This window comes from Plantibacter sp. MMLR14_011 (assembly GCF_001865025.1).
In the GTDB taxonomy this organism is placed as follows: Bacteria; Actinomycetota; Actinomycetes; order Actinomycetales; family Microbacteriaceae; genus Plantibacter; species Plantibacter flavus_A.
Map to the genome: position 1 here is coordinate 263,968 of NZ_MJGW01000017.1, position 23,780 is coordinate 287,747.

At 68.6% G+C, this 23,780-nt stretch carries 26 protein-coding genes, 1 tRNA gene and 1 other RNA gene; 6 read left to right on the forward strand and 22 right to left on the reverse strand.

The window, feature by feature from the left end; all coding sequences use genetic code 11:
• Together otsB and otsA are read right to left on the reverse strand one after the other, a co-directional pair.
• A complete protein-coding gene (gene otsB / locus BIU99_RS09650) occupies window positions 1–822 on the reverse strand; it encodes a trehalose-phosphatase (protein ID WP_071260929.1) in 822 nt (273 codons plus the stop codon).
• Window positions 819–2,402, reverse strand: a complete 1,584-nt coding sequence (gene otsA / locus BIU99_RS09655; protein ID WP_083397281.1) for an alpha,alpha-trehalose-phosphate synthase (UDP-forming) — start codon at window positions 2,400–2,402, stop codon at window positions 819–821. The genes otsB and otsA overlap by 4 nt, the downstream gene beginning before the upstream one ends.
• 42 nt (window positions 2,403–2,444) lie before the next feature.
• On the opposite strand from otsA, the gene BIU99_RS09660 reads away from it, so the two are divergent.
• From BIU99_RS09660 to BIU99_RS09670, 3 genes are all read left to right on the forward strand, one after another.
• Window positions 2,445–3,293, forward strand: a complete 849-nt coding sequence (locus BIU99_RS09660) for a sugar phosphate isomerase/epimerase (protein ID WP_175484375.1) — start codon at window positions 2,445–2,447, stop codon at window positions 3,291–3,293.
• Window positions 3,294–3,297: 4 nt separating this feature from the next.
• Window positions 3,298–3,486 (forward strand): hypothetical protein, encoded by a 189-nt coding sequence (locus BIU99_RS09665; protein ID WP_071260933.1) that lies wholly within the window; start codon window positions 3,298–3,300, stop codon window positions 3,484–3,486.
• A gap of 148 nt (window positions 3,487–3,634) precedes the next feature.
• The gene (locus tag BIU99_RS09670; protein WP_071260935.1) at window positions 3,635–4,189 is read left to right on the forward strand and encodes a hypothetical protein; all 555 of its coding nucleotides are present in this window, start codon (window positions 3,635–3,637) and stop codon (window positions 4,187–4,189) included.
• Between the two features lie 379 nt (window positions 4,190–4,568).
• Here BIU99_RS09670 and BIU99_RS09675 read toward each other — a convergent pair.
• Window positions 4,569–4,644 (reverse strand) — tRNA-Lys (locus BIU99_RS09675).
• Between the two features lie 147 nt (window positions 4,645–4,791).
• On the opposite strand from BIU99_RS09675, the gene BIU99_RS09680 reads away from it, so the two are divergent.
• Window positions 4,792–5,595: an inositol monophosphatase family protein gene (locus BIU99_RS09680; protein WP_064296241.1), complete on the forward strand. Its 804-nt coding sequence runs from the start codon at window positions 4,792–4,794 to the stop codon at window positions 5,593–5,595.
• Window positions 5,596–5,658: 63 nt separating this feature from the next.
• Window positions 5,659–6,642, forward strand: a complete 984-nt coding sequence (locus BIU99_RS09685; protein WP_071260937.1) for a DNA topoisomerase IB — start codon at window positions 5,659–5,661, stop codon at window positions 6,640–6,642.
• Here the strand turns inward: BIU99_RS09685 and BIU99_RS09690 are convergent.
• The 12 genes from BIU99_RS09690 to prfB form a co-directional block, all read right to left on the reverse strand.
• Complete coding sequence (locus BIU99_RS09690) at window positions 6,639–7,007, reverse strand: hypothetical protein (RefSeq protein WP_071260940.1); 369 nt, start codon at window positions 7,005–7,007, stop codon at window positions 6,639–6,641. The genes BIU99_RS09685 and BIU99_RS09690 overlap by 4 nt on opposite strands.
• A 15-nt stretch (window positions 7,008–7,022) precedes the next feature.
• Complete coding sequence (mnhG, locus tag BIU99_RS09695) at window positions 7,023–7,400, reverse strand: monovalent cation/H(+) antiporter subunit G (protein WP_064296238.1); 378 nt, start codon at window positions 7,398–7,400, stop codon at window positions 7,023–7,025.
• Window positions 7,397–7,660, reverse strand: coding sequence for a monovalent cation/H+ antiporter complex subunit F (locus BIU99_RS09700; protein ID WP_064296237.1), 264 nt, complete (start codon window positions 7,658–7,660; stop codon window positions 7,397–7,399). The genes mnhG and BIU99_RS09700 overlap by 4 nt, the downstream gene beginning before the upstream one ends.
• Window positions 7,660–8,229, reverse strand: a complete 570-nt coding sequence (locus BIU99_RS09705; RefSeq protein WP_064296236.1) for a Na+/H+ antiporter subunit E — start codon at window positions 8,227–8,229, stop codon at window positions 7,660–7,662. The genes BIU99_RS09700 and BIU99_RS09705 overlap by 1 nt, the downstream gene beginning before the upstream one ends.
• A complete protein-coding gene (locus tag BIU99_RS09710) occupies window positions 8,229–9,797 on the reverse strand; it encodes a Na+/H+ antiporter subunit D (RefSeq protein WP_071260942.1) in 1,569 nt (522 codons plus the stop codon). The genes BIU99_RS09705 and BIU99_RS09710 overlap by 1 nt, the downstream gene beginning before the upstream one ends.
• Window positions 9,794–10,273 (reverse strand): sodium:proton antiporter, encoded by a 480-nt coding sequence (locus BIU99_RS09715; RefSeq protein ID WP_064296234.1) that lies wholly within the window; start codon window positions 10,271–10,273, stop codon window positions 9,794–9,796. The genes BIU99_RS09710 and BIU99_RS09715 overlap by 4 nt, the downstream gene beginning before the upstream one ends.
• A complete protein-coding gene (locus BIU99_RS09720; RefSeq protein ID WP_071260946.1) occupies window positions 10,270–13,200 on the reverse strand; it encodes a Na+/H+ antiporter subunit A in 2,931 nt (976 codons plus the stop codon). Before BIU99_RS09720 ends, BIU99_RS09715 begins: the two co-directional genes overlap by 4 nt.
• A 137-nt stretch (window positions 13,201–13,337) precedes the next feature.
• Window positions 13,338–13,706, reverse strand: a transfer-messenger RNA (tmRNA) gene (ssrA, locus tag BIU99_RS09725).
• Between the two features lie 137 nt (window positions 13,707–13,843).
• Entirely contained in the window at window positions 13,844–14,320 is a 477-nt protein-coding gene (smpB, locus tag BIU99_RS09730) for an SsrA-binding protein SmpB (RefSeq protein WP_064296232.1), read from the reverse strand.
• A 110-nt stretch (window positions 14,321–14,430) separates the two neighbouring features.
• Entirely contained in the window at window positions 14,431–15,345 is a 915-nt protein-coding gene (ftsX, locus tag BIU99_RS09735; RefSeq protein WP_064296231.1) for a permease-like cell division protein FtsX, read from the reverse strand.
• The gene (gene ftsE / locus BIU99_RS09740) at window positions 15,342–16,652 is read right to left on the reverse strand and encodes a cell division ATP-binding protein FtsE (protein WP_064296230.1); all 1,311 of its coding nucleotides are present in this window, start codon (window positions 16,650–16,652) and stop codon (window positions 15,342–15,344) included. The genes ftsX and ftsE overlap by 4 nt, the downstream gene beginning before the upstream one ends.
• A 99-nt stretch (window positions 16,653–16,751) precedes the next feature.
• Window positions 16,752–17,861 carry a peptide chain release factor 2 gene (gene prfB, locus BIU99_RS09745; protein ID WP_064296229.1) on the reverse strand — a complete coding sequence of 370 codons (1,110 nt, stop codon included), beginning with the start codon at window positions 17,859–17,861 and terminating at the stop codon, window positions 16,752–16,754.
• A 46-nt stretch (window positions 17,862–17,907) separates the two neighbouring features.
• Between prfB and BIU99_RS09750 the strand changes: the two genes are divergently transcribed.
• Entirely contained in the window at window positions 17,908–19,176 is a 1,269-nt protein-coding gene (locus BIU99_RS09750) for an MFS transporter (RefSeq protein WP_064296228.1), read from the forward strand.
• Between the two features lie 22 nt (window positions 19,177–19,198).
• Here the strand turns inward: BIU99_RS09750 and BIU99_RS09755 are convergent, their stop codons facing one another.
• Genes BIU99_RS09755 through BIU99_RS09785 form a run of 7 tightly spaced genes read right to left on the reverse strand, consistent with a single transcriptional unit; the run spans window position 19,199 to window position 23,767 of the window.
• On the reverse strand, window positions 19,199–19,603 hold the full coding sequence (locus BIU99_RS09755) for a hypothetical protein (RefSeq protein WP_071260948.1): 405 nt from the start codon (window positions 19,601–19,603) through the stop codon (window positions 19,199–19,201).
• Window positions 19,604–19,656: 53 nt separating this feature from the next.
• A complete protein-coding gene (locus BIU99_RS09760) occupies window positions 19,657–20,145 on the reverse strand; it encodes a hypothetical protein (RefSeq protein ID WP_071260951.1) in 489 nt (162 codons plus the stop codon).
• A complete protein-coding gene (locus BIU99_RS09765) occupies window positions 20,120–20,545 on the reverse strand; it encodes a TadE family protein (RefSeq protein ID WP_254773605.1) in 426 nt (141 codons plus the stop codon). The genes BIU99_RS09760 and BIU99_RS09765 overlap by 26 nt, the downstream gene beginning before the upstream one ends.
• Window positions 20,529–20,723 carry a hypothetical protein gene (locus tag BIU99_RS09770; protein ID WP_071260955.1) on the reverse strand — a complete coding sequence of 65 codons (195 nt, stop codon included), beginning with the start codon at window positions 20,721–20,723 and terminating at the stop codon, window positions 20,529–20,531. Before BIU99_RS09770 ends, BIU99_RS09765 begins: the two co-directional genes overlap by 17 nt.
• Before the next feature lie 13 nt (window positions 20,724–20,736).
• Window positions 20,737–21,675: a type II secretion system F family protein gene (locus tag BIU99_RS09775; protein WP_071260957.1), complete on the reverse strand. Its 939-nt coding sequence runs from the start codon at window positions 21,673–21,675 to the stop codon at window positions 20,737–20,739.
• Entirely contained in the window at window positions 21,672–22,541 is an 870-nt protein-coding gene (locus BIU99_RS09780) for a type II secretion system F family protein (RefSeq protein WP_064296212.1), read from the reverse strand. Before BIU99_RS09780 ends, BIU99_RS09775 begins: the two co-directional genes overlap by 4 nt.
• Window positions 22,538–23,767 carry a CpaF family protein gene (locus tag BIU99_RS09785; RefSeq protein WP_071260958.1) on the reverse strand — a complete coding sequence of 410 codons (1,230 nt, stop codon included), beginning with the start codon at window positions 23,765–23,767 and terminating at the stop codon, window positions 22,538–22,540. The genes BIU99_RS09780 and BIU99_RS09785 overlap by 4 nt, the downstream gene beginning before the upstream one ends.
• Between the last annotated feature and the right edge of the window lie 13 nt (window positions 23,768–23,780).

The window sequence follows — 23,780 nt, forward strand, 5'->3', positions numbered from 1 at the left end:
TTAAGAGTCTACGGCTTCCTTGTTGCTTCGATATTCCGCGAGCATGCCGAGGACGCGCGCGATCTCCGAGGGTCCTTCGACCCTGAAGTCGGCGGCGGTCACGCCGGCACCGCTCTTCACCCCGAGGTCGCCGGGGCCGAGTGCGCCGAACGCGTCCTCGTCCGTGACGTCGTCGCCCGCGTAGAACACGGCATCTGCTTTGGTGTACCGCCGGAGGTGTTCGACGGCTTCGCCCTTGGTCGCGCTCCTGAGCGAGAACTCGAGGACGTTCTTGCCCTCTCGAACCGTCAGGGCGCCGAACTCGTCCTTGGTGTGGGCGAGTGCTTCGAGGTGGGCGATCCTGGAGTCTTCTTCACTGGCGAGCCTCGTGTGCAGGGCGAACCCTGCCGGCTTCCGCTCGATCCAGACATTATCGTAACCCTCCGCGACGTCCTGGAGGATCCGTTGGAGGGTCTCCCGCTGTTCGCGTTCCTCGTCGTCGAGGGCGAGGGCGTCGTCGGGGGTGTCGAGCCGGATCTCGACGCCGTGCGAGCCGGCGAACAGGGCGCGGTCGGGCAGCTCGGCCACCGCCACGAGACTGTCGATCGCGCGCCCGGACACGAGTGCGACACGCGTCCCGGGCAGGTCCATCAGCGCCAACACGGCCTTGCGGGCGGCGGGCAGCGCGCGCGCCTGGTCCGGGTCGTCGACCTCGGGGGCCAGGGTGCCGTCGAAGTCCAGGGCCACCAGGAGCTTCGGGACGTCGGCCAGGCGGCGGAGTTCCGCGCGCAGTCCGAGGGGAAGCCCCCCGAGGGTGTCGGTGGGCTCGTCGGTGGTGCTCATGACTGGGTGATGCTCCCCTGCTCGATGGTCGGTGACTGGTCGCGCACGCGCTGCAACTCGTCGAGGAACGACGCCGACCACCGCGCGACGTCGTACTCCATGACGCGCTTGCGCAGCGCTCGCATGCGACGACCACGCTCGGCCTTCGTCATGTGCACGGCCTGGAGGATCGCCGACTTCATCCCCTCGATATCGTGCGGGTTGATCTTGAGGGCCTGCTTCAGCTCGTCGGACGCGCCGGCGAACTCGCTCAGGACGAGGACGCCGTCGTTGTCGTAGCGAGCCGCGACGTACTCCTTCGCGACGAGGTTCATGCCGTCGCGCAGGGCCGTGACGAGCATGACGTCGGCGGCGAGGTAGAGCGCGGCCATCTCCTCACGGGGGTACCCGTGGTGCAGATACTGGATCGCGGTGTGGCCGATGGTGCCGAAGTCGCCGTTGATCCGGCCGACCGTCTGTTCGATGTCGTCGCGGAGCTGGCGGTACGTCTCGACGCGTTCGCGGCTGGGGCTCGCGACCTGGACGAGCGTGACGTCCTCGACCGCGAGCTTGCCCTGTGCGAGGAGTTCGCCGAAGGCCTTGAGTCGGTGCCCGATGCCCTTCGTGTAGTCGAGACGGTCGACGCCGAGCATGATCGTCTCCGGGTTGCCGAGCTCCTCGCGGATCTGCTTGGCACGGGCGATGATGTCGGGGCGCTGCGCGAGGGCTTGGTACCCCTTGCTGTCGATCGAGATCGGGAAGTGCCGGGCGATCACCGTGCGGTACGGGGCGCCGCGCTTCGAGGCGGCCGGTGCGGCGTCCGTCGTGACCGACACGAGTGCCGCGTCGAGCGGGACCTGGATCGCGGCCCCCTTCGTCTCGTACCCGAACAGGCGGCGGACCGCCCGGGAGAAGTTGCCCGCGTCCGCGACGCGCTGGAAGCCGATGACGTCGGCGCCGAGCAGTCCCTCGATGATCTGGCGTCGCCACGGGAGCTGCGAGTAGATGCCGTAGGCGGGGAACGGGATGTGGTTGAAGAACCCGATCGTGAGGTCGGGTCGCAGTTCACGCAGGATCTTGGGCACGAGCTGCAGCTGGTAGTCCTGCACCCACACCGTCGCACCGTCGGACGCGGCCACCGCGGCCGCCTCAGCGAACCGTCGGTTCACGGCGACGTAGGAGTCCCACCACTCGCGGTGGTAGCTCGGCGGAGCGATGACGTCGTGGTAGAGCGGCCAGATGGTGTCGTTCGAGAAGCCCTCGTAGTAGCGGGCGATCTCGTCCTCGGACAGCGGGACCGGGATGATCCACATCTCGTCGTTGTCGAACGGTTCGATCTCGAGGTCGGCCGAGCCGGCCCATCCGATCCATGCGCCGTCGGCACCGCGCATGACGGGTTCGAGGGCGGTCACGAGTCCACCGGGTGAGGTCCGCCAGCTCTCGGCACCGTCTGCGTCGACGACGCGGTCGACCGGCAGCCGGTTGGATACCACGATGAAGTCGAAGGTCGACGCTGATCCGCCGTCAGGCGCGGAATATCTGGTGATGATGGCCCTCCCGGGGTACTCGGGTTCGCTGTTCAGGCTAGCAGCGTTCCGCATGGCGAAACCGCGTGTTCAGACGGCGAGCATATGCTTGCGCTGATGATCCGCCATGGCATGAGCACCTCCTGCGTCTACCCGCTGGGAACCCGGCGCGCGTTCGAGTTGGCCGCCGAAGCCGGCTACGACGGCGTCGAGGTCATGGTCACCCAGGACCGCGTGACGCAGGACGCCGACGCGCTCCGCGGCCTCGCCGCCGAGACCGGGCTGGACATCCTCTCCATCCACGCGCCGGTCCTGACCCGGACCGCGTTCGTCTGGGGCCGCGACCATCGGGAGAAGCTCCGGCGCTCGGCGGAGCTCGCCGCCGCCGTCGGCGCGTCGACCGTGGTCGTGCACCCGCCGTTCCGCTGGCAGCGGCGCTACGCGCACGCCTTCGTCGACCTCGTCGCGGAGTTGACCGAGACACACGGCCTCGAGCTGGCCGTCGAGAACATGGCGTGCTTCCAGAGCCGCGGGCTCCGGGTGCAGCCGTTCGCCTTCGGGTACGACCCGGCCCCACTCGCCTGCGCCGCCCTGACGCTCGACTTCTCCCACGCGGCCCTCGCGGGTGAGGACTCGCTCGAGATCGCGACCCGCTACGGCGACCGCCTCCGACACGTGCACCTGTGCGACGGGACCGCGCCGTCGCCGCGTGGTGCCTTCCTCGACGAACACCTCCTCCCGGGTGCCGGTGAGCAGCCGGTCGCCGAGGTCCTCGAGCTGCTGCGCGCGGCGGACTGGTCGGGGAGCATCGTGGCGGAGGTGCACCTGCCCGCGACCGGCGGCGACACGCTCCGCCTCGCCCAGCTGCGGGCCTCACTGGCCTTCGCGAAGCGTGCGTTCGCTAGCACAGGCGAGAACCCGAAGGAAAGCCCGGATGCGGGGGGCCTCCCCTACCGGCTAGCGTGAAGACATGCGCAAATTCCTCTTCAACGGCAGCATGATCTCCACGGTCTTCGGCGGCATCTCCGCCCTCCAGGCGACCCGCCAGGGACCGCGGGACTGGAAGCTCGCCCTCCTCTGGGTGAGCTGGGGCATCTCGCTCGCCCTCGCGATCAGCTCGGTGCTCGAGGACAGCAAGCAGGCTGAGATCGGCCGCTGAGGTCGCGCCGGACGCGTTACCACGACCGCGCGGGAAACCCGAGAATTGGGGCGGTCATCCGCGTGTCTCCGCGTCGTTCCGCGCCTCGTGATCGACAATGAAGCCAGTCCAGCCTCACGGATGATCCGCTTTCGATGAAGGGCCCGCCATGTTCGGTCGCCGACGCCACGCAGCACCAGTCTCCGCATCGAAGCTGTCCGAGAAGCAGCTGTTCGACCTCGTCCACGCACGACTGGCGAGCGAACTCGGTGCCAACGGCGCCTGGGTGCTGTCGCGCCGCACCCCGAGCTCCGGCGACGAGATCTTCCACGAGGTCTACGCCCAGCAGCTCGCCCACGAGATCGCGACGGACATCGACCTCGAGCAGGCAGCGGTGACGGTCCGTGCCGAGGCCGCTCCGGCGCGTGGATGGCGCCTCTGGTCACGCGGTCAGGAGGAGTCCGCGGTCGACGCCGCCGACGAGGTCGGGTCCCTCGAGGTCACCGAGCCGCCCGTCGCCATCACCGAAACGGTCGACGCCCCGTCCGAGGCGCAGGCTGGTGACGACCACCCCGAGGCTGCGGCTGACGACACCGAGCCGACGCTCGTCGAGCGGACCCTCCTCGAGCCGCAGCACTACCCCATCACCGTCTGGGCCGAGCCCGAGTTCATCGACGCGAGCCTCGTCAACCCGGTGCCGGCGCGCCGCAGTTCCGTCGCCTGACACTCCACATCGCGAACGGCCGTCCACTCCGGTGGGCGGCCGTTTCATCGTTGTGGAGCCCGGAGCGGGCATGACGCCTCATCGAACCCGAATCGATGAGGCGTCACGGCGCTGGTGGGCACGAATGCCCGACCGTCGCTCTGCTCCGCACGGTGGGGTGACCACGCGGAGGCTTCCGTCGGCAACGGCAGGACCCGATCCCGCCATGCTGCCGACCCTTCCAGGGTCTCATGCCTGGGCCCCGCTGCCTCCCGATGACGCGAATCGGACGGGAGCTGTCGCGAAACGTTCCCGGAGCGTTTCATCGGGTCGCAGGCTCGAACATGAATCGAGCCGAAACGCAGAACGGCCCCGTCTGAAGACGAGGCCGTTGCTGGTGTGGTGCACCCCCCCGGACTTGAACCGGGAACCCACTGATTAAGAGTCAGTTGCTCTGCCAATTGAGCTAGAGGTGCGTGGTTTCGGAGTGTTCCGAACCGAGATATGACACTAGCACCCAACTGGCCCGGGTGCGAAATCGAGCCCGTCGGCGTGTCGCGGAGGCACGTCTGCGGCCCTTCGGGCGTCGTCCGATCAGGCCCGCGCGACCCTATCCTGGAGGGGTGACCGAACCCGTGACCGTCTCCCCCGCCGACCTCGATCTCGCGCTCCGGCTCGCCGACGCGGCCGACCGCATTGCCATGGGCCGCTTCGAGGCACGCGACCTCGACGTCTCCACCAAGCCGGACCGCTCGCACGTCACCGACGCCGACCTCGCCGTCGAACGCGCCATCCGCGGCATCCTCGAGACCGAGCGCCCGGACGACGGCGTGTTCGGCGAGGAGTACGGCGCGCAGGGCCCGACGGATCGACAGTGGATCATCGACCCGATCGACGGGACGGCGAACTTCCTCCGCGGTGTCTCGAACTGGGCGACGCTCATCTCCCTCGCCGTCGACGGCGTCCCGGTCGTCGGCGTCGTCAGTGCACCCGCCATGCACGCCCGCTGGTGGGGCGCCATCGGGCACGGCGCGTGGGGCATCCGGTTCGGTGAGACCACCCCTCGCCGGCTGTCCGTCTCGGGCGTCTCCGACCTCGCCGACGCGTCCTTCAGTTTCCAGAGCATCGCGCAGTGGGCCTCGGTCGGGCGGATCCCGCAGCTGCTGGCCCTGTGCGGCTCCCTGTGGCGCGATCGGGCCATCGGCGACATGTGGCCCTACATGCTGCTCGCCGAAGGCTCGATCGACGCCGTGGCCGAATTCGGCGTGCAGGAATACGACCTGGGCGCCCACGTGCCGATCGTCCTCGAGGCCGGCGGTCGCTTCACGGACATCGACGGCATCGAGACCATCTCCACACGGAGCTCCCTCGCGACGAACGGCCGCCTGCACGACGCCTTCCTCGCCGAGCTGCCGCCCGTCGGCTGACACGGGCGCACGGCGCGGCGCAAGCCCGCCGAGCGGGATCCGAGCGCGTCGTACGCTGGGCGGATGGTACGACTGAGGCGCAGCGACGTGAACGGCCAGGGCATCCGACGGGTTCGATCCGGGCGCGGTTTCAGCTACCGTTTGCCGGACGGTTCACTCCTCGACGATCAGGAGATCCGAGCCCGGATCGACGGCCTGGTGGTCCCTCCCGCCTGGAACGACGTCTGGATCACCCCCTACGCCAACGGGCACATCCAGGCGACCGGGATCGACGCGGCCGGGCGACGGCAGTACCTCTACCACCCGTCCTGGCGCGAGCGTCAGGACCGGAACAAGTTCGACCGAGCCCTGGCCCTCGCCGAGGCCCTCCCCGCCGCGCGAGGTCGGGTCACCCGCGACCTGCGGCTCGAAGGGTACCCGCTCGCACGGGTGTCGGCCGGCGCGTTCCGCATGCTCGACACCGGGTCCCTGCGCGTGGGCGGTGAGCAGTACGCGGAGGCCAACGGCAGTCACGGCCTGTCGACCCTCGAGGGTGCGCACGCTCGCGTGAGCGGCGACATCGTCGCACTGAAGTTCCCGGCGAAGAGTGGGCAGCCCTGGGAGTCCGACATCGTCGACGCCGACCTGGCCTCACTCATCCGCTCCCTGAAGCGCCGTGGACCTCACGCCCGCCTCCTGGCCTGGAAGGACGGGAACCGGTGGCGGCACCTCCAGGCGAGCCAGATCAACGACTACGTCCGGGCGCAGACGAACGGCGAGTTCACCGCGAAGGACTTCCGGACCTTGCACGGCACCGTCGCGGCTGCGGAGAGCCTGGCGAAGACCGGACCCGTGCAGACCAAGACGGCACGCTCGAAGGCGCTCGCACAGGCCATGCGTGACGCCGCAGCGGTCCTCGGCAACACCCCGGCGATCGCGAAGTCCAGCTACGTCGACCCGCGGGTCGTCGATCGATACACGCACGGCGAGACGATCCCGCCGGACGGTCGCGGCTCACCGGAGACGGCGCTGCGCGTCCTGCTCGTGGGGACCGACGACCCGGCCTAGTCGTGATCCTGGTCGTGGGACTCGGCGCCCGCGTCGCGCGGCGCTCCGTTCCCCGCAAGGTATCCCTCGACCTCGGACTCCGGGATGAGCTGCAGCCCTCGGGGGGTGTGCGATGAATCCGAGAGGACCTCGAGCCACGCACGGTTGAGTTCCGGCGGGCGGCTCCCGAAGAAGCGGAACTGCAGCGGGATGCTCGGGGACAACCACAGCGAGCGTCGACCGGAACCGTGCTCGGGATCGTTCGCCCAGCTGAGGAAGAAGCTCTCCTGGCGGCGCAGCTTCGCCCCGATGACGGCCTTCAGGTGCGCGAGCGCGCGGTCTTCGATCTCGTACTCGTCGCCGGACCCGTAGATGAGCATTCCCATGGGGACATTCTGCCGCTATTCGGGCGTGTGGCCGGGATGTCGTTCCTCCCCGAGTTCTTCGCGTCCCGCGAGCTCGTCGCGGACGAGGACGGCCTCGTCGAAGTTGCCGCTGCGGTAGGCCGCCCGGGCGACCATGTGCGCGGAGATCGGCGCGGTGAGGCTCTGGAACACGATGATCGCGATCGCGATCGTGATGGTCCCGACCGTCGGGCTCGAGACGGCGACGTCCGCCATGATCGCGATGAGCCCGAGGATCTGCGGCTTGGTCGCCGCGTGCAGGCGGGACAACACGTCGGGGAAGCGCAGCAGGCCGACACCGGCGGCGAAGCACATGATTGCCCCGACGAGCACGAGGGCCCCGGTGACGATGTCTCGGATCAGCTCGCCGGTCATGCGTCGTCCTGCTTCGACATGAACCGCGCGACGCTGACCGAGCCGACGATCGCGAACATCGCGAGCGCCAGGAGGACCGGCAGGCCGTCCGTGTGACGGTTGATCGCCATCTCGGCCCCGATCGCGCACATGACGGTGGCGACGAGCACGTCGGAGGCGATCACGCGGTCGAGCAGGCTCGGCCCGCGGATGATCCGGTAGACCGCCGCGAGGGCCGCGGCACCGAACAGCACGGAGACGATGATGATCACGACGAGCATCACTGCCCCCTTCCGATCGAGACGTGGTCATGGTCGTGGCGGAGGGCGTCCGCCTCGGCGCGGGAACCGATCGCGAGGATGAGCCGTCGCTCCGTCCCGAGGACCTCGGCGACGACCGCGTCGATGTCGGCGTCGTCATGCACGTTGAGCGCGTGCAGGTAGAGCGTCGAGGCCGTGCGGTCGAGGTCCACCACGATCGAGCCCGGGACGATCGAGACCGCCTCGGCCGTCCAGCTCATGATGAGGTCGGAGGTCGTCCGCAGGCGGACCGCGATCACCGCGTTGCTGGACCGGAACCTCGGCTTGAGGACGAGCCACGCGATCTCCGCACTCGCCCGCACGATGTCGACGAGGAGCTTGCCCAGGAAGATCGCGGTCCGCCAGAGGTTGATGCGGCCGCTCAGCTCGACGGCCGGCAGGTAGAACAGGAACGACACCAGCAACGCGACCCCGAGGCCGGTCACGAGGGTGAGCAGGTCGAACATCCCCCAGAGGAGACACCAGAGCAGGATGAGTCCGGCCAGGAGGAGGGCCTGGCTGAACAGTGCGCGACGACGTGACGGTTGCATTACTTCAGGTGCTCCGTTCCGTCGGGGAAGACCGCGGTGATGTAGTTGTCCGGGTCCTCGATGTTCTCCGCCGCGCGCGTGGCCAGTCCGAAGAGCGGCCCCGCGAAGACCGTGAGGGCGAGGGTCAACGCGACCATGCCGGTCGTGGCACCGATCATCGGGCGCGAGATGGTCTTGGTGTCGACCGAGCCCGAGTCCTCGGGGCTCTCCGCGAGCTGGTCGAGCAACGGCGACGAGTATCCGGCGACCTCGTCCTTCCCACGCCAGAAGCCCATGTTCCACACGCGCGCCAGGGCGTACAGGGTCAGGAGCGAGCTCGCGGCTCCGGCGGCGATGAGGATGTACGACAGCGGGTCGCCCAGGGCGACACCCGCCTGGAACAGCCCGATCTTGCCGAGGAAGCCCGAGAACGGCGGGATGCCGCCGAGGTTCATCGCTCCGATGAAGAACAGCACGCCGACGATCGGGGAGGCCTTCAGGATGCCGCCGAGCCGGGAGATGGACGTCGTCCCACCGATCCGCTCGACGAGACCGGTGGTGAGGAACAGCGTGGTCTGGACGACGATGTGGTGGACGATGTAATAGATCGTCGCGGCGGTCCCGGCGACCCCGCCGACGGCGATGCCGAAGATCATGTAGCCGATGTGACTCACGAGGGTGAACGACAACAGTCGTTTGATGTCGGCCTGGGCGACCGCGCCGAAGATACCGATGAGCAGGGTCAGGAAGGCGATGACCATCAGCGGTGTCGCGAGCGGCACCTCCTTGAAGATGAGCGTGTCGGTCCGGATGATCGCGTACACACCCACCTTCGTCAGCAGGCCCGCGAACACCGCCGTGACCGGTGCCGGCGCAGTCGGGTAGGAGTCGGGCAGCCAGAACGACAGCGGGAACACCGCCGCCTTCACCGCGAACCCGAGCAGGAGTGCGGCGCAGAGGATCGCCTGCACCTCCATCGGCAGGTCGCGCACGCGGTCCGCCACGAGGGCGATCGTCACCGTGCCCGTCGCGCCGTAGATGAGGGCGATCGCAGCGACGAAGAGCAGCGACGACATGAGGCTGATGACGATGTACGTGACGCCGGCGCGGATCCGCGCTCCGGTGCCGCCCAGGGTGAGGAGGACGTAGCTGGATGCGAGGAGCATCTCGAACCCGACGTACATGTTGAAGAGGTCGCCCGCGACGAAGGCGTCGAACAGCCCGGCCGCCAGGACCAGGTACGTCGGGTGGAAGATCGACACCGGCGTCTCGCGGTCGCCGTCGACGATGCCCTGGCCGATGGCGAAGATGAGGACGCCCAGCAGCATCAGGGCGGCGACGAGCAGCATGATCGCCGACAGCCGGTCGACGACGAGCACGATCCCCCAGGGCGGGGACCAACCGCCCAGCTCGACGACGATCGTGCCGCTCTGGTCGACGGCCGCGAGCAGGATCGCGCTGATCACGGTCACCGCGGTGAGCGCGATGACGCTGATCGCCACCTGCGTCTTGCGGCGGTTGCGGAACATGAGCGCGATCGCCGAGCCGATCAGCGGGATCATGACCACGAGCGGGACGAGTGCGTTCATTCGCCTGCCCCCTTCCTGGTCGTCTTGCGATCGTCGCCGTGCTCGTTGCTCTCGTCGAGGACCCGTTGGATGGCCTCGTCGTCCAGGTCGACCTGGTTGAAGACCGCCTCCGTCGCCGCCTCGGTGTCGTCGGCGTGCTCGTCGCTGAGGGTGTCGCCCTCGTCGCCGAGCTGCGCCAACCACCAGGTCCGGTAGATGAGCGCCAGGATGAAGGCGGTCACGCCGAAGTTGATGACGATGGCCGTGAGCATGAGCACCTGCGGCACCGGGTCGACCATGCGTTCGTCGGAGGCGGTGCCCGTGACGAGCGGTGCGGTGCCGCTCGGGCCGCTCATGATCAGGATGAGCAGGTTCGTCGCGTTACCGACGAGCACGAACCCGATGAGGAACCTGGTGAGGCTCCGCTCGAGCATGACGTACACCCCGGTGCCGTACATGACGGCCATCAGGACGACGAGGGTCAGTGAGGCGCTCATTGCTCGACCTCACTCGCCGAGAACTCGTCCGTACTCTGCTCGTCGATGTCGGCTTCCTCCTGTTGACGGTCGACTTCGGCCCCGAGACTGCGCAGGATGTCGAGTGCCAGTCCGACGACGACGAGGTAGACGCCGATGTCGAAGATGCTGGACGTGCCGAACGAGAGGTGCCCGAGGATCGGGACGTCGGCCGAGAAGTATGCGGACTGCAGCGCCTCGCCGCCGAAGAACAGGGACCCGACGGCCGTGCCCACCGCGAGCAGCAGTCCGACGCCGAGTACCTTGCCCGCGTCGATCGGCACCGCTTCGCCGAGCTCGTAGCGTCCGCCGGCGAGATACCGCATCACGAGCGCGAGGCCGGCGAGCAGACCACCGGCGAAACCGCCGCCAGGCTCGTTGTGGCCGACGAAGAGCAGGAAGACGGAGACGACGATCGCGGGGTGGAAGAGGAGCCGAACGAGGACCTCGAGGAGGATCGAACGGTTCGCCTCGGCGATCGCCCGGCCACCGATGAGCCATGAGTGCCGCCCCACCGCGTCGCGAGGCGCCTCCATCTCGCTGTCCGCGAGGTGGGGGTCCGACACGACCTGGGATCGGAGGCCCGGGATACGTCGGCGCCGCGCACCGCTGAGGCGCGGGACCTCGGCGCCCCGCTGTGAGACGAAGAGCAGGCTCGCGATACCGGTGGCCACCACGACGAGCACGGAGATCTCCCCCATGGTGTCCCAGGCCCGGATGTCGACGAGCATGACGTTCACGATGTTCTTGCCGTGGCCCTCCTCGACGGCGAGCCGTGGCAGCTCGGTCGCGATGCTCTCGGCCTGCCGCGCGCCGAGGGCGATGACCCCGATGAGCCCCATGACCAGGCCGGTCAGCGTCCCGATGACGACCCGACGGACGCGGTGGACCGGGGCGTTGCGCTGGGCGATCTTGGCCGGCAGTCGGCGGAGCACGAGGACGAACACCACGATCGTGATCGTCTCGACGAGGGCCTGAGTGAGCGCGAGGTCGGGAGCGCCGTGCAGGGCGAACAGTGCGACGAGCCCGAACCCGGTGACGCCGACGAGGAGCACAGCGGCCATGCGCTGCTTCGCCCGGGCGGCCGCGATCGCCGCGGTCGCCATGATGAAGGCGATGGCCACCTGGGCGGGATAGTCCCACAGCCGGATCTCGCTCGGCCAGGCGCGCCCGAGGAGGGCGATCGTGCCGAGGGTGAGGACGAAGACCACGAGGATGGTCGAGAGGTACTGGACGAGCCCGCCGCGCTGAGCGAACAGGGTGACCTTCGCGGAGAGCCGGTCGATGCCCTGGGTCGCCGCCCAGTACCCCTTCGAGGAGTCGATGAGGGGTGGCAGGCGGTCCTGCAGACGAGCGACCGGGAGCCTCCAGCGGAAGAGCAGCAGACCGAGCAGCACCACGGCGGCCGAGATGCCGAGCGCCGGCTCGAGGCCGTGCCAGAGCGCGAGGTGGTAGTCGCCCTCCCCCACGGAGTCCGCGTAGGGCGCGAGCACCGTGTCGATGGGCTTCGTCGCGAAGCCGAGAGCGATGGTCGCGACGGCGAGGATGCCCGGCGCGATCATGATCGTTCCGGATTCGGCATGCAGTTCGGTCGGCGCGGCGCCGCGCCGGTCTCCGAAGGCGCCCCAGAGGAACCGGGCGCTGTACGCGACGGTCAGCACGGAACCGACGGCCGTCCCGATGATCGCTACCCAACCCCACACGTCGCCTTCGAGCGCGCCCTCCAGCAGTGAGGTGAAGACGGCCTCCTTCGCGACGAACCCGAAGAGCGGTGGGATGCCGGCCATCGACGCGACCGCGATCGCCGCGATGACGGCGAGCACCGGCGTCTGACGCCCGAGACCGGACAGGTGCCTCCAGTCACGCGTCCCAGCGCGGTGGTCGATGATGCCGACGACGAGGAAGAGTGCCGCCTTGTAGATGGCGTGGGCGAGCAGGAGCGCGACGGCGGCCAGGGCCGAATCACGGGTGCCGTACCCCGAGATGACCATGAGGAATCCGAGTTGGCTCACCGTTCCGTAAGCCAGGACCAGCTTGAGATCGTACTGACGCAGCGACCGCCAGGCACCGGCGACCATGGTGAGGACGCCCAGGCCGACGAGCATCGCATCCCAACCCGGGGTGTCGGCGTAGCCGGGAGCGAGTCTCGCGACGAGGTAGATCCCGGCCTTCACCATCGCCGCAGCGTGCAGGTATGCGCTCACGGGCGTCGGTGCGGCCATCGCGGCCGGCAGCCAGAAGTGGAACGGCACGAGCGCGGATTTCGAGATCGCCCCGACGAGGATGAGGAGGATGGCGACGGTGGTCGCGGGGCCGGTCAGACCCTGCTCGACGATCGAGGCGAGCGAGGTGCTCTGCGCCTGCACGGAGATCATGATGACGCCCACGAGCATGACGAGCCCGCCGAAGGTCGTCACCAGGAGCGCCTGGAGCGCGGCACCGCGACTCTCCTTGCGATCGGTGTAGTGCCCGATGAGCAGGTAGGAGAGCACACTCGTGATCTCCCAGAACATGAACATGACGATGATGTCGTCGGCGGTCACGAGGCCGAACATCGTGCCGGCGAAGGCGAACAGGAGCGCGGCGAAGCGACCGAGGCCGGGCTCGGTCGACGAGAAGTAGCGGCCGCAGTAGAGCAATACGAGGGCACCGACGCCGGTGACGACGAGGGACAGCAGCCAGGCGAGCGTGTCCATCCGGAATGAGAGCGCGATGCTCAGTTGCGGGATCCACTCGATCGTCTCGACGACCGTGCCGCCGGCCGTGACCGTTCCGGTCTGGAAGAGCGTCCAGACGAATGCCGCCGCGGGCATACACGCGATGACGTAGAAGACCTTCGTCGACAGCACTCGAGTGAGTGCGGGCGTGGCGACGGCGATCGCAGCAAAAACAAGCAGGATTGTCGCCATGCAGGTCTCCCGGGTGGTGGCGGCCTCTGGACTCCCAGGTTAGCAGCCCGTCGGTACCCCTCCGACCCCAGGAACGACGACAGGCCCCCGCCGAAGCGGGGGCCTGTCGTCGACTCGGCAGCGTGTGACAACGTCCGGAGTGGAGATGGGGGGAATTGAACCCCCGTCCACTGCTGTGATTCTGCGCCTTCTACGGGCGTATCCCTTGACACGTTCTACTCGGCCCCGACCATTGACAAGGGCATCTTGGTCGACGGGCCCAGCCGAAGAAAAGTCCCGGATGACGTCGCGGCTCCGTCATCCAGCAAGTCCCCTAGATGACGCCAGGATCCGAGACGGGGACACGCTCGGTCTGACGGACTATCGGGCTCGCTTAAGCAGCGAGGGCGAAGTCAGTGCGCTTAGAGTTGGCACTTGTTGTTTTGCAGAGATCGTTAACGAGATAACCCTGCATCCTCGACCCGCTTCTCGCAGTTTCGCAGGCAATGTCGAAACCGATCATCCCCATGGACTCAGCGCCTCGGAGAACGAGGCGAAGAGGGTCGTTGTCACACGCTGTCGAGTTGTCAATCCACCGCGAGCGGTGGACGAGCACCTTGCGGTGCAGCTTTCAAGTGTACCGCGCCGGGGTGGCGCCTGTCACCTATTCGCCGAGCCGGTTCCTGGTGGCCATCGCACGCGCGGCCTCACGGGTGTCCTGCTTCTCGCGCAGGGCATGCCGCTTGTCGTATTCCTTCTTGCCCTTCGCCACGGCGATCTCCACCTTGGCCTTGCCGTCCTTGAAGTAGATCTTCAACGGCACGAGGGTGAAACCACCGGGGGCGATCTTGTGGGCGATCTTGTCGATCTGCTCGCGGTGCAGCAGCAGTTTGCGCTTGCGCCGCGGCGGGTGGTTCGTCCACGCGCCCTGGCCGTACTCGGGGATGTGCACCGCGTCGAGCCACGCCTCACGGCGGTCGATGAAGGCGTACCCGTCGACGAGCGACGCCCGCCCGGCTCGCAGCGACTTCACCTCGGTACCCGTCAAGACCATGCCGGCCTCGTAGGTGTCCTCGATCGTGTAGTCGTGGCGGGCCTTGCGGTTCGTGGCCACGACGTTCTCGCCCCGTTCCCTCGGCACGGTGTACTCCTGACGTTCTGGTTCGGATCCATCGGAACGGACCGGCCGCGAGCGCGGCAGCCTGTCAGTCTAACGCAGAGCGAGCGGTGCGGTGGCCGCACCGCTCCCCGTTAGACCTTGAGGTACCGCGAGATCGCGAAGTTGGCCGAGATCGCCGCCAACAGCACGCCGACGAGCAGCAGGATCGGGAGGACCACGAAGGCGTCACCGAGATCGACGAAGTTGACGTACCGCATGCGGTCCGCCAGGTATCCCTGGACGAACACCTGGACGATGGTGATCACCGCCCCGGCCGCGAGGATGGAGCCGATGAGCGCGGCGAACACACCCTCGAGGATGAACGGTGTCTGGATGAACCGGTTCGACGCACCGACCAATCGCATGATGCCGAGTTCCCGGCGTCTCGAGTAGGCCGACAATCGGATGGTCGTCGCGATCAGCAGGGCTGCGGCGACCAGCATGAGTGCTGCGATCCCGATCGCCGTGTAACTGGCGATGTTCAGGACCGAGAAGATCTGGTCGAGGTACTGGCGTTGATCCGTCACCTGCTCCACGCCCGCGACCCCGGAGAACGCCTCGACGAGCACGTCGGACTGCGAGGCGTCCTTCATGTTCACCCAGAAGGTCTCGGGCAGCTGGTCCGCCGTGACGAACTGTGCGATGTCGTTGCCCTTGAACTGCTCTTGGAAGTTCGTGAACGCCTGCGCCTGGTCCTCGAAGTAGAACTTGTCCACGAAGGGGGCGAGGGTCGACGACTCGAGGGCGCTCTGGACGGCGGCGCGCTGCTCTTCGGTCGCGGCACCGGCGGCGCAGGTGTCGCCTGCGCTGTCGGCCGTGCAGAGGTAGATCGCGACCTGCGCGCGGTCGTACCAGTAGTTCTTCATCTGGCCGATCTGCATCTGCAGCAGGACGGCCGTACCGACGAAGGTGAGCGAGATGAACGTCACGAGCACGACGGAGACGACCATCGAGACGTTGCGACGCAGGCCGTTCCAGACCTCGGACCAGATCAGTGCGAGTCTCACTTGGTCGGCCCCACGTTCTGCTCTCCGTCTTCAGTGCCGCGCGCCGCGGCACGCAGGCCGAGTCGCTCTGCGAGCGACAGGTGTTCGACCTCGATCGGGTCGATCTCGTTGCGTGCCGGGAGCCCGATGGGGCCCGTGGCGTTGCTCAGGCGTTGCGGAGGCGCGACCTCCGGGACCGCAGCCGCCGGTGGTACGGCGGGCTCCGCTTCCGGCGTCGTCGGCTCGGCCTCGGGCGCTTCCGGTGTCGATTCCTCGGCTCGCGTCGCCGGCGACTCAGGCTCGGCGACGGGTGCTACGGCCGGTTGCTGGATCGGCGTCGAGCCGGACACCCGGGTGACGACCTCGTCGGTGTCGGCCTGCGGTGTGGTCTCGCGCGAGACCGCGGCGGGCGCGGTCGGTGCGGCTGGAGCGATCGGCGTGGCCGCGGTGGCGGCGACCGCGGCTGCGGCCACGGCACTCGTCGTGGGCTCGGAGCTGGCAGCGACGGACGAGGTCGTGGTCGTCACCGGAACCGAGGAGGTCTCGACGACGGGTGAGACCGGAGTCGAGGCCGTTGCGGGAGCTGACTGTGCCGCCGGAGCGGCAGCCTTGGAGGATCCTCTGACGAGACCCGGGATGGCCGCGGTCGTGCCGTATCCACCGTGGCGTTCGTCACGGACGATCTGACCGTCCTGCAGCTCGATCACCCGGCGCTGCATCTGGTCGACGAAGCCGGCCTCGTGCGTGGCCATGACGACCGTCGTCCCACCCGCGTTGATGCGCTCCAGCAACTGCATGATGCCGGCGCTGGTGGCGGGGTCGAGGTTACCGGTCGGTTCGTCGGCGAGCAGGATCTGCGGCTTGTTGACGATGGCGCGGGCGATGGCGACGCGCTGCTGCTCACCACCGGACAGCTCGTGCGGCAGGCGCTGCGCCTTGCCGTCGAGTCCGACCATCTTGAGGACGTCGGGGACGGCCTCCTGGACGAAGCCGCGCGACTTGCCGATCACCTGGAGGGTGAAGGCGACGTTCTGGTAGACCGTCTTGCTCGGCAGTAGACGGAAGTCCTGGAACACGACCCCGAGGCTGCGCCGGAAGTACGGCACCTTGCGGTTCGAGATGGAACCGAGGTCGTGGCCGAGCACATGGATCTTGCCCTTGCTCGGCTTGTCCTCCTTGAGCATCAGGCGGAGGCAGCTCGACTTCCCCGACCCCGAGGCGCCGACGAGGAAGATGAACTCTCCCCGGAGGATCTCGAAATCGACGTCGTTGAGCGCGGGACGCGAGGTTCCCGGATACTTCTTGGAGATGTGATCAAACCGAATCATGGCTCCTTGAGCTTAAGGAGCGACCTGCCGATTACGGGCAGGACACGCCCGCGATCCGTACCCTGTACGAGGGCTGGGCGAACACTATGCCGCCCCGCGCTACTCCGCCTTCGACATCGACCGCCAGCGGATGCCCGCGGCGATGAACCCGTCGAGATCGCCGTCGAACACCGCTGCGGGGTTCCCCTGCTCGTGCTCCGTCCGCAGGTCCTTGACCATCTGATACGGCGCGAGCACGTAGGAGCGCATCTGGTCGCCCCAGCTCGCCGTGATGGTGCCGGCCAGCTCCTTCTTCGTCGCGGCCTCCTGCTCCTTCTGGATGAGGAGGAGTCGCGACTGGAGCACGCGCATGGCTGCGGCGCGGTTCTGGATCTGGCTCTTCTCGTTCTGCATCGAGACGACCGTGCCGGTCGGCAGGTGGGTGATGCGCACGGCGGAGTCGGTGGTGTTGACCGACTGTCCACCGGGGCCGCTGGACCGGAAGACGTCGACACGGATGTCCGACTCGGGGATCTCGACGATCTCCGTCTCCTCCATGAGCGGGATGACCTCGACGGCGGCGAAGCTCGTCTGACGCTTGCCGGCGGCACCGAAGGGGCTCATGCGCACCAGGCGGTGCGTGCCCGCCTCGACGCTCAAGGTGCCGAAGGCATATGGCGCGTCGACCTCGAAAGTGGCCGACTTGATGCCGGCCTCCTCCGCGTAGCTCGTGTCCATGACGGTGACCGGGTACTTGTGCTGCTCGGCCCATCGCAGGTACATGCGGAACAGCATGTCGGCGAAGTCGGCGGCGTCCACACCGCCGGCACCGGCGCGGATGGTGACGACGGCGGGGCGCGGGTCGTACTCGCCGCTCAGCAGCGTCTGCACCTCGAGGTCGCCGAGCACCTTCTGGAGGCTGACGAGCTCCTGGCGGGCCTCTTCTGCCGACTCCTCGTCCTGGGCGTCGGTCGCGAGTTCGATGAGCACCTCGAGGTCGTCGAGCCGGTTCGCGATGCTGGTGATGCGGGCGAGCTCGGACTGACGGTGGCTCAGGGCACTCGTCACCTTCTGCGCGTTCGTCGTGTCGTCCCAGAGATCCTGGGCACCCGCCTGCTCGCTCAGCGTCGCGATCTCGGCTTCGAGACGGTCGACGTCGACGACGGTGCGGATGTCGTCGAAGGTCGAGCGGAGGGTACTGATCTGTGTGGAGAGGTCCAAGTCAAACATTTGGCTTCAGCCTACCGCGCAGGGCCACGGGCGTACGATCGAGGGGATGACTTCCGACGAACGCCCGTTCCAGCTGCGCTCCGTGGCCGTCTCGGTCTTCCTCCCCACGCTCCTGTTCTCGATCGGTGAAGGCGCCATCATCCCGATCATCCCGGCCGTCGCCGGGAACCTGGGGGCGACGCTCGCCGTCGCAGGCGTCATCTCCTCGCTCATCATGCTCGGCGAACTCGTCGGCGACGTCCCGTCAGGGTGGATCGTCAGTCGGATCGGCGAACGCTTCGCGATGATGTGGGCGGCGCTGCTCGCGGTCGTCGGGGTCGCGACGGCGGCCATCTCCCCCAATCCGTTCGTCCTCGCCGTGGGCATCTTCTGCATCGGGCTCGCGACCGCCGTGTTCGGTCTGGCACGGCACGCGTTCATGACGACGTACGTGCCGATGCGGTACCGGGCGAGGGCGCTCTCCTCCCTCGGCGGTGTCTTCCGCGCCGGCACGTTCATCGGACCGTTCCTTGCTGCGGGCGTCATCCACCTCACCGGGACGTCGCAGGCGGCGTTCTGGGTGATGGTCGTCTGCTGCGCTGGCTCCGCGATCACCCTGCTCGTCCTCCCCGACCCGGCGGAGATGTTCGGGCGACCGCCGTCGACGCGCACCGCCGACGGCGAGGAGCGGACCGAGGGCGAGGAGCTCGCGTCCGAGGAGTCGAGTGGTCTGATTGCTTCGATTCGAGCGCACGGCGCCGTCCTCACCCGGATGGGCACCACCGCGGCGCTCGTCGGCGCCCTGCGGTCGTGTCGGGCGGTCCTGCTCCCCCTGTGGGCCGTGAGCATCGGCGTCTCGGAGACGGACACGGCGCTCATCATCGGCGTCGTCGGTGCGGTGGAGTTCGCCCTCTTCTACGCCAGCGGTCAGGTGATGGACCGCTGGGGGCGGATCTGGACCGCCGTCCCCTCGATGATCGGGCTGGGCTCCGGGTTCATCGTCCTGGCCTTCACGCACGACCTCGATGAGGCGCGAGTCTGGTTCATCGCCGTCGCGCTCGTGCTGGCACTGTCCAACGGGCTCGGTAGCGGCATCCTCATGACCCTCGGCTCCGACCTCGCGCCACCTGAACGTCCCGCGCCGTTCCTCGGCGCCTATCGCTTCCTGGGCGACGCGGGCACCGCCGCGGCTCCACTGGCGATGTCCGGGATCACCGCAGCTGCGTCGATCTCCCTCGCCGCCGGCACCATCGGCGGTGTCGGGCTCATCGGCGCGTTCCTCCTCTTCCGGTTCATCCCCCGCTTCATCGACCGAGGCACGCGCCCGTTCCCCTGATCGTCGGGAGGCCCGTCCGCCGTCACCAGAAGACACTGCGAGCACTCGCGGTCGCCTCGATCCGGAGGCCCTGCGGGACGAACAGCGTCAGCATCGGTGGCCGCCAATCCGACGCCAGCGAGACCTCCGCGCTCCGGCCGTCCGGCGTCCGCGCCGCGACGATCTCGACGCCGGTGAGCGCACCCGCACCACCGGTGACGAGATCGTCGCGTGCACTCGAACGGACCGAGTCGTCATCGAGGACGGGTCGGAAGGTCCCCTCGGACTGGATCGTGACGTCGTCGATGGAGAAGGACTCCGCAGCGGTCGCGGCCAGGCGGTCGGCGAGGTCGAGGAGCCGCTTGTGCTCCACGTACAGGGACGTGGCGGCGCTCCCGACAAGGACCACGGCGAGCGCCACCACGGCGAATCCGATGGTCAGGAGCATGGTGGACCCGTCCTCTTCGCCGACGTCCAGATGTCGTCGTCTGCCCGGCACTCTTATTCCGCCTCGCCGAACCGGTCATCGAACCGGGAGATCGGTGCCGTGGCGGCGCCGGTCACGGGGACCGCGGCCTGGACGCCGACGATCTCGGGCATCAGCGGCAGGACCACGAGGATGTCGACAGTGACCGTGACGGCACCGCCGCGCTGCCCGCACGGGAGACCGGCTGGTGCACAGTCGAGGGTGACGGACGACTGGGACCGATCGAGCCCGAAGTCGTCCAGTGCGAGTGCGAGCGCGTCCTCGACGCGGTCGCGACCTGTGGCGTCGTCGTCGGCCCGCGCGTAGAGTTTCGCCGCCTGCGCCGCGGCCCCGCCGGCCGCGAGCACCGCCGCCTGCACTTCGGCGAGCGCGACGATGAGATAGACGATCGGCACGAGGAGGACCAGACCGACGGTGATGAACTCGAGGGAGGCCGATCCGTCGTCGTCCAGTGGGGTCGGTCGGTGACGCAGCTCATCATTCGAGTGTCTCGAGGACCGCATGACCCTCCACCTCCAGGACGCCGGGCAGTCCGATCAAGCCCACGACCGGAAGCGGTGCGCGGACGGTCACGGTGACGATGCCGACTCCGCGCTGTTCGGCCAGTGTGGTGCTGACGTCACCGGTGTAGCCCTCCCCCACGGCGACGGCGATGAGCTGTCGTGCTCGTTCGGCGCCATCGAGCAGCTCGGTGTCGGCCAGTGCGCCGAACCGAGCACCCTCCGCCGCCGCGTCGATGAGCGTGTTCCGGACGTGGAGGGCGAGCGCGAGCTGGACCACGGACATCATCAGGACGGTGAGGATCGCTCCGACGAACACGAACTCGGCGACGGCTGATCCGTCCTCGCCGTGCACGAGCCGCGTCCGCCATCCGCCGATCTCGGGCTCAGATGCCGGAGACACGGTCGATGGCCTGTTCGAACACCTGCGTGAGCGCCGGGCCCGCGACACCCCAGATGAGGAGGACGAGCCCGGCCGTCATGAGCGTGATGAGGACCCAGCCGGGGACGTCGCCGCGCTCCTCGGCGAGGACGGAGCGACTCCGGTGGAGCGTGCGGTCGAGGATTGAGGAGGAGGACATGTGGAACCTTTCGTCAGAAGCCGGTCCGGAGCACGAACACTCCGGGGAAGACGGCGATGATGATGGACAGGGGCAGGATGAGGAAGACAAGGGGCACGAGCATCGCGACCTCCTTCTTCCCGGCGGATTCGAGGAGACGGCGTTTGGCGATGTCGCGTCCGTCGTGTGCGTGATCGAGGAGCACGGCTGCGACCGGTGTCCCTCGTTCGAGCGCACCGAGGATCTGGTCGACGCATCGCGACAGCATCGGCATCGCGAGTCGTGCCTCGAACTGCCGGAGTGCGGTGGCGAACGGGATACCGGTGGAGACGTCCGCCATCACCCGGCGGAACTCCCTGCCGAGCTCCCCGCTGGACCCGATGCGCGCCACGCGGTCCATGGCGTCCGTGATCGCTTCGCCGGCCGCGAGACTCAGACTGAGGAACTCGAGCACCGTCGGCAGCTCCTCCTCGATCCGCGCGAGGCGGCGACCGGCGGCGAGTGCCAGCAGCTGGTCGCGGACGACGATTCCGGCCACCGCCCCGACCGCGGGGAGCGGTGCGGCGAACGGGAGCGCCAGTCGTCCGTTGCTGAAGGAGAACACGGCGAGCGCCGCGGCGACCGCGAAGCCGCCGAGCCCCCACAGGAGTTGCAGCAGTCGGTACCGCTCGAGCGTCGGTCCCCCGGCTTGACCCAATCGACGGATGACGAGTTCCTGATCGGCGCCGACCAGGCCGAGCGACCATCGAAGGGCGCGGAGGACCGGCACCAGCAGGGTCCCGAGGACCGGTAGCGGGTCGGTTGAGCGGCGCGCGGCTTGTGACCGGGCGTCGCTGGAGAGGTCGGCGACGTAGGGGGCGATGCGGTCCGCGAGCCGCGGTCGTCCGAGTGCCGGCAGGAGCATCGCGAGCGCCCAGAGGCCGACCCCGAGCACGGCTCCGAGGCTGAGCGCCCACGCTCCGTCGGCACTCACCGGAACCACCGTCGTTCGGGCTGGAGGCGTCCGACGCGGAGCATCGCCTGGTAGGCGAGGGCGGAGACCACGACGCCGGCGATGATCAGGACCGCTCCTTCCCGGGAGTTGTAGGCGGCGGACGCCTCCGGCCGGGACGACAGGAGCAGGAGAATCGCCCATGGCGCTGCGACGCCCAGCCTCGCGGCGTTCACCACCCAGGACTGTCGCGCCTCGGCCTCGGCTCGGATGGCCGACTCCTCGCGCAGCCCCGCGGACAGCGCTCGGAGCACCGCCGGCAGTTCCGTGCCTCCGACGTCGCGGGCCATGCGCACCGTCTCGAGGATGCGGTCCGCGACAGGGTCGGCGAGCGCGGTCTTCAGGTCGTCGATGCCGTCGGCGAAGCGGCCGGCAGCCCGGTAGTCGGCGCTGAACGCGGCGAACGCCGGGCGGAGCGGTGCGGGTCCGACGGTGTCGAGCGCGGCCACCGCATCCGGGAGCGAGAGCCCTGACCGGATCGCGGACAACAGGTGGTCCACGACATCCGGCCACAGTCCCCGCTGCAGGCGACGTCGCGAGATGGCGCGGGCTCGGAGCACGATGACCGGTGCGACGAGTCCGGCGACGGCGACGACGGCGGTCAGCGGCAGGACACGGCAGAGCGCCTGGACCACCGCGCCGGAGACGAGTCCGGCGAGGACGGAGACCACGATGGCGGCCGCCCAGTACCGACCGGGCAGACCGGCCAGGATCAGGAGTTCGCGGAGCGCAGCGACCGGCCGCCATCGCTCCAGGGTGTCGCGCAGCGGCTCCGGATCCGGCCACCACCAGGGTGCGACGGTGAGGAGCAGGCCTGCGGCGAGGACCGCTCCGACGACGAGACTCATCGCTCGCCGACGGCGAGGATCGAGGCGAGCGAGATCCCGGCCGCACGGTACTTCGCGTCGTTCAGCGGGAAGCGACCGGTCGCGCGGAGCTCTCCGTCGCGCTGCTCGAAGAGGGTGGAAGCCTCGATCGTGTGGGACTCCCCGCTCCCGCCGACCGCGATGATCTCCGCCACCCGTCGACGTCCGGACCGGTCGAGCTCGCAATGCACGACGAGGTCGACACAGGACGCGACGGCCGGGCGTACGAGCCCCGAGTCGATGTTCCGACCCGCGAGCAGTGGCAGCGTGCAGAGTTTGCCGATCGCGTCGCGCGCGGAGTTCGCGTGGATACTGCAGAGCCCGGGCAGTCCGCTGTTGAGGGCGATCAGGAGGTCGAGGCTCTCCGCCTCCCGGACCTCACCGACGACGATGCGGTCCGGCCGCATCCGGAGCGCTTCCTTGATGAGCCGACGCAGCGTGATCTCTCCCGTGCCCTCGAGACTGGCCTGCCGGCACTGCATCGCGACGACGTCGCGGTTGCCCGGCGCGAGTTCGAAGGTCTCCTCCACGGTGACGATGCGGAGGGCTGGGTCCAGCGCCGCGATGAGGGCGCCGAGCATCGTGGTCTTACCGGCCTGGGTCGCGCCGGACACGAGCAGGTTCGCCCCCGCGGTCATGCTGGCGCGGAGGAACTCGGCGGCCTGATAGCTGATCGAACCTGCGGCCACCAGCTGACCGAGATCGCGGATCCTTGTGGAGAACTTGCGGATGTTGATGGACATGTGCCGACGCGTGACGTCGGGGATGACGACGTGCAACCGCGAGCCGTCCGGGAGCGAGGCGTCGACGAACGGGTTCGCGAGGTCGACCCGTCGACCGGTGGCGCGCAGCATCCGCTCCACGAGATCGCGGACGTCACCTTCCCCGAGGACCACGTCCGTGAGCTCCGACACCCCACCACGGGCGACGAACACCTTCGTCGGCTCGTTGATCCAGATCTCCTCGACACCCGGATCATCCAGCAACGGCTGGATCGCACCGAACCCCGTCACCGCGGCGAGCACCTCGCTCGTCATCCTGTGCTCATCGTCGATCAGCGGCGTCGTGTCGTTCAACGCCCGCTCGTTGTAGCGACGCACCTCCTCGCGAGCGATCCGCCCCGCTCCCCCACGCCGACCCGGCTCCCCGAACTCCTCACGCACCCGGTCGCGCACGCGCGCCGTGATGATCTCCGCCGCTGTCCCCATGCGGCCATCCTGA

Bases quoted from the DNA above. Each gene is read 5' to 3' on its own strand.
- BIU99_RS09670 (WP_071260935.1), top strand. From the start codon at position 3,635: ATGTTCGGTCGCCGACGCCACGCAGCACCAGTCTCCGCATCGAAGCTG.
- prfB (WP_064296229.1), bottom strand. From the start codon at position 17,861: ATGTTTGACTTGGACCTCTCCACACAGATCAGTACCCTCCGCTCGACC.
- BIU99_RS09690 (WP_071260940.1), bottom strand. From the start codon at position 7,007: ATGGGAATGCTCATCTACGGGTCCGGCGACGAGTACGAGATCGAAGAC.
- BIU99_RS09660 (WP_175484375.1), top strand. From the start codon at position 2,445: ATGATCCGCCATGGCATGAGCACCTCCTGCGTCTACCCGCTGGGAACC.
- BIU99_RS09685 (WP_071260937.1), top strand. From the start codon at position 5,659: ATGGTACGACTGAGGCGCAGCGACGTGAACGGCCAGGGCATCCGACGG.
- BIU99_RS09770 (WP_071260955.1), bottom strand. From the start codon at position 20,723: ATGTCCTCCTCCTCAATCCTCGACCGCACGCTCCACCGGAGTCGCTCC.
- BIU99_RS09750 (WP_064296228.1), top strand. From the start codon at position 17,908: ATGACTTCCGACGAACGCCCGTTCCAGCTGCGCTCCGTGGCCGTCTCG.
- BIU99_RS09715 (WP_064296234.1), bottom strand. From the start codon at position 10,273: ATGAGCGCCTCACTGACCCTCGTCGTCCTGATGGCCGTCATGTACGGC.
- otsB (WP_071260929.1), bottom strand. From the start codon at position 822: ATGAGCACCACCGACGAGCCCACCGACACCCTCGGGGGGCTTCCCCTC.
- BIU99_RS09760 (WP_071260951.1), bottom strand. From the start codon at position 20,145: ATGCGGTCCTCGAGACACTCGAATGATGAGCTGCGTCACCGACCGACC.
- mnhG (WP_064296238.1), bottom strand. From the start codon at position 7,400: ATGACCGGCGAGCTGATCCGAGACATCGTCACCGGGGCCCTCGTGCTC.
- BIU99_RS09710 (WP_071260942.1), bottom strand. From the start codon at position 9,797: ATGAACGCACTCGTCCCGCTCGTGGTCATGATCCCGCTGATCGGCTCG.
- BIU99_RS09755 (WP_071260948.1), bottom strand. From the start codon at position 19,603: ATGCTCCTGACCATCGGATTCGCCGTGGTGGCGCTCGCCGTGGTCCTT.
- BIU99_RS09785 (WP_071260958.1), bottom strand. From the start codon at position 23,767: ATGGGGACAGCGGCGGAGATCATCACGGCGCGCGTGCGCGACCGGGTG.
- BIU99_RS09780 (WP_064296212.1), bottom strand. From the start codon at position 22,541: ATGAGTCTCGTCGTCGGAGCGGTCCTCGCCGCAGGCCTGCTCCTCACC.
- otsA (WP_083397281.1), bottom strand. From the start codon at position 2,402: ATGCGGAACGCTGCTAGCCTGAACAGCGAACCCGAGTACCCCGGGAGG.
- BIU99_RS09705 (WP_064296236.1), bottom strand. From the start codon at position 8,229: ATGCAACCGTCACGTCGTCGCGCACTGTTCAGCCAGGCCCTCCTCCTG.
- BIU99_RS09700 (WP_064296237.1), bottom strand. From the start codon at position 7,660: ATGCTCGTCGTGATCATCATCGTCTCCGTGCTGTTCGGTGCCGCGGCC.
- BIU99_RS09720 (WP_071260946.1), bottom strand. From the start codon at position 13,200: ATGGCGACAATCCTGCTTGTTTTTGCTGCGATCGCCGTCGCCACGCCC.
- ftsE (WP_064296230.1), bottom strand. From the start codon at position 16,652: ATGATTCGGTTTGATCACATCTCCAAGAAGTATCCGGGAACCTCGCGT.
- BIU99_RS09665 (WP_071260933.1), top strand. From the start codon at position 3,298: ATGCGCAAATTCCTCTTCAACGGCAGCATGATCTCCACGGTCTTCGGC.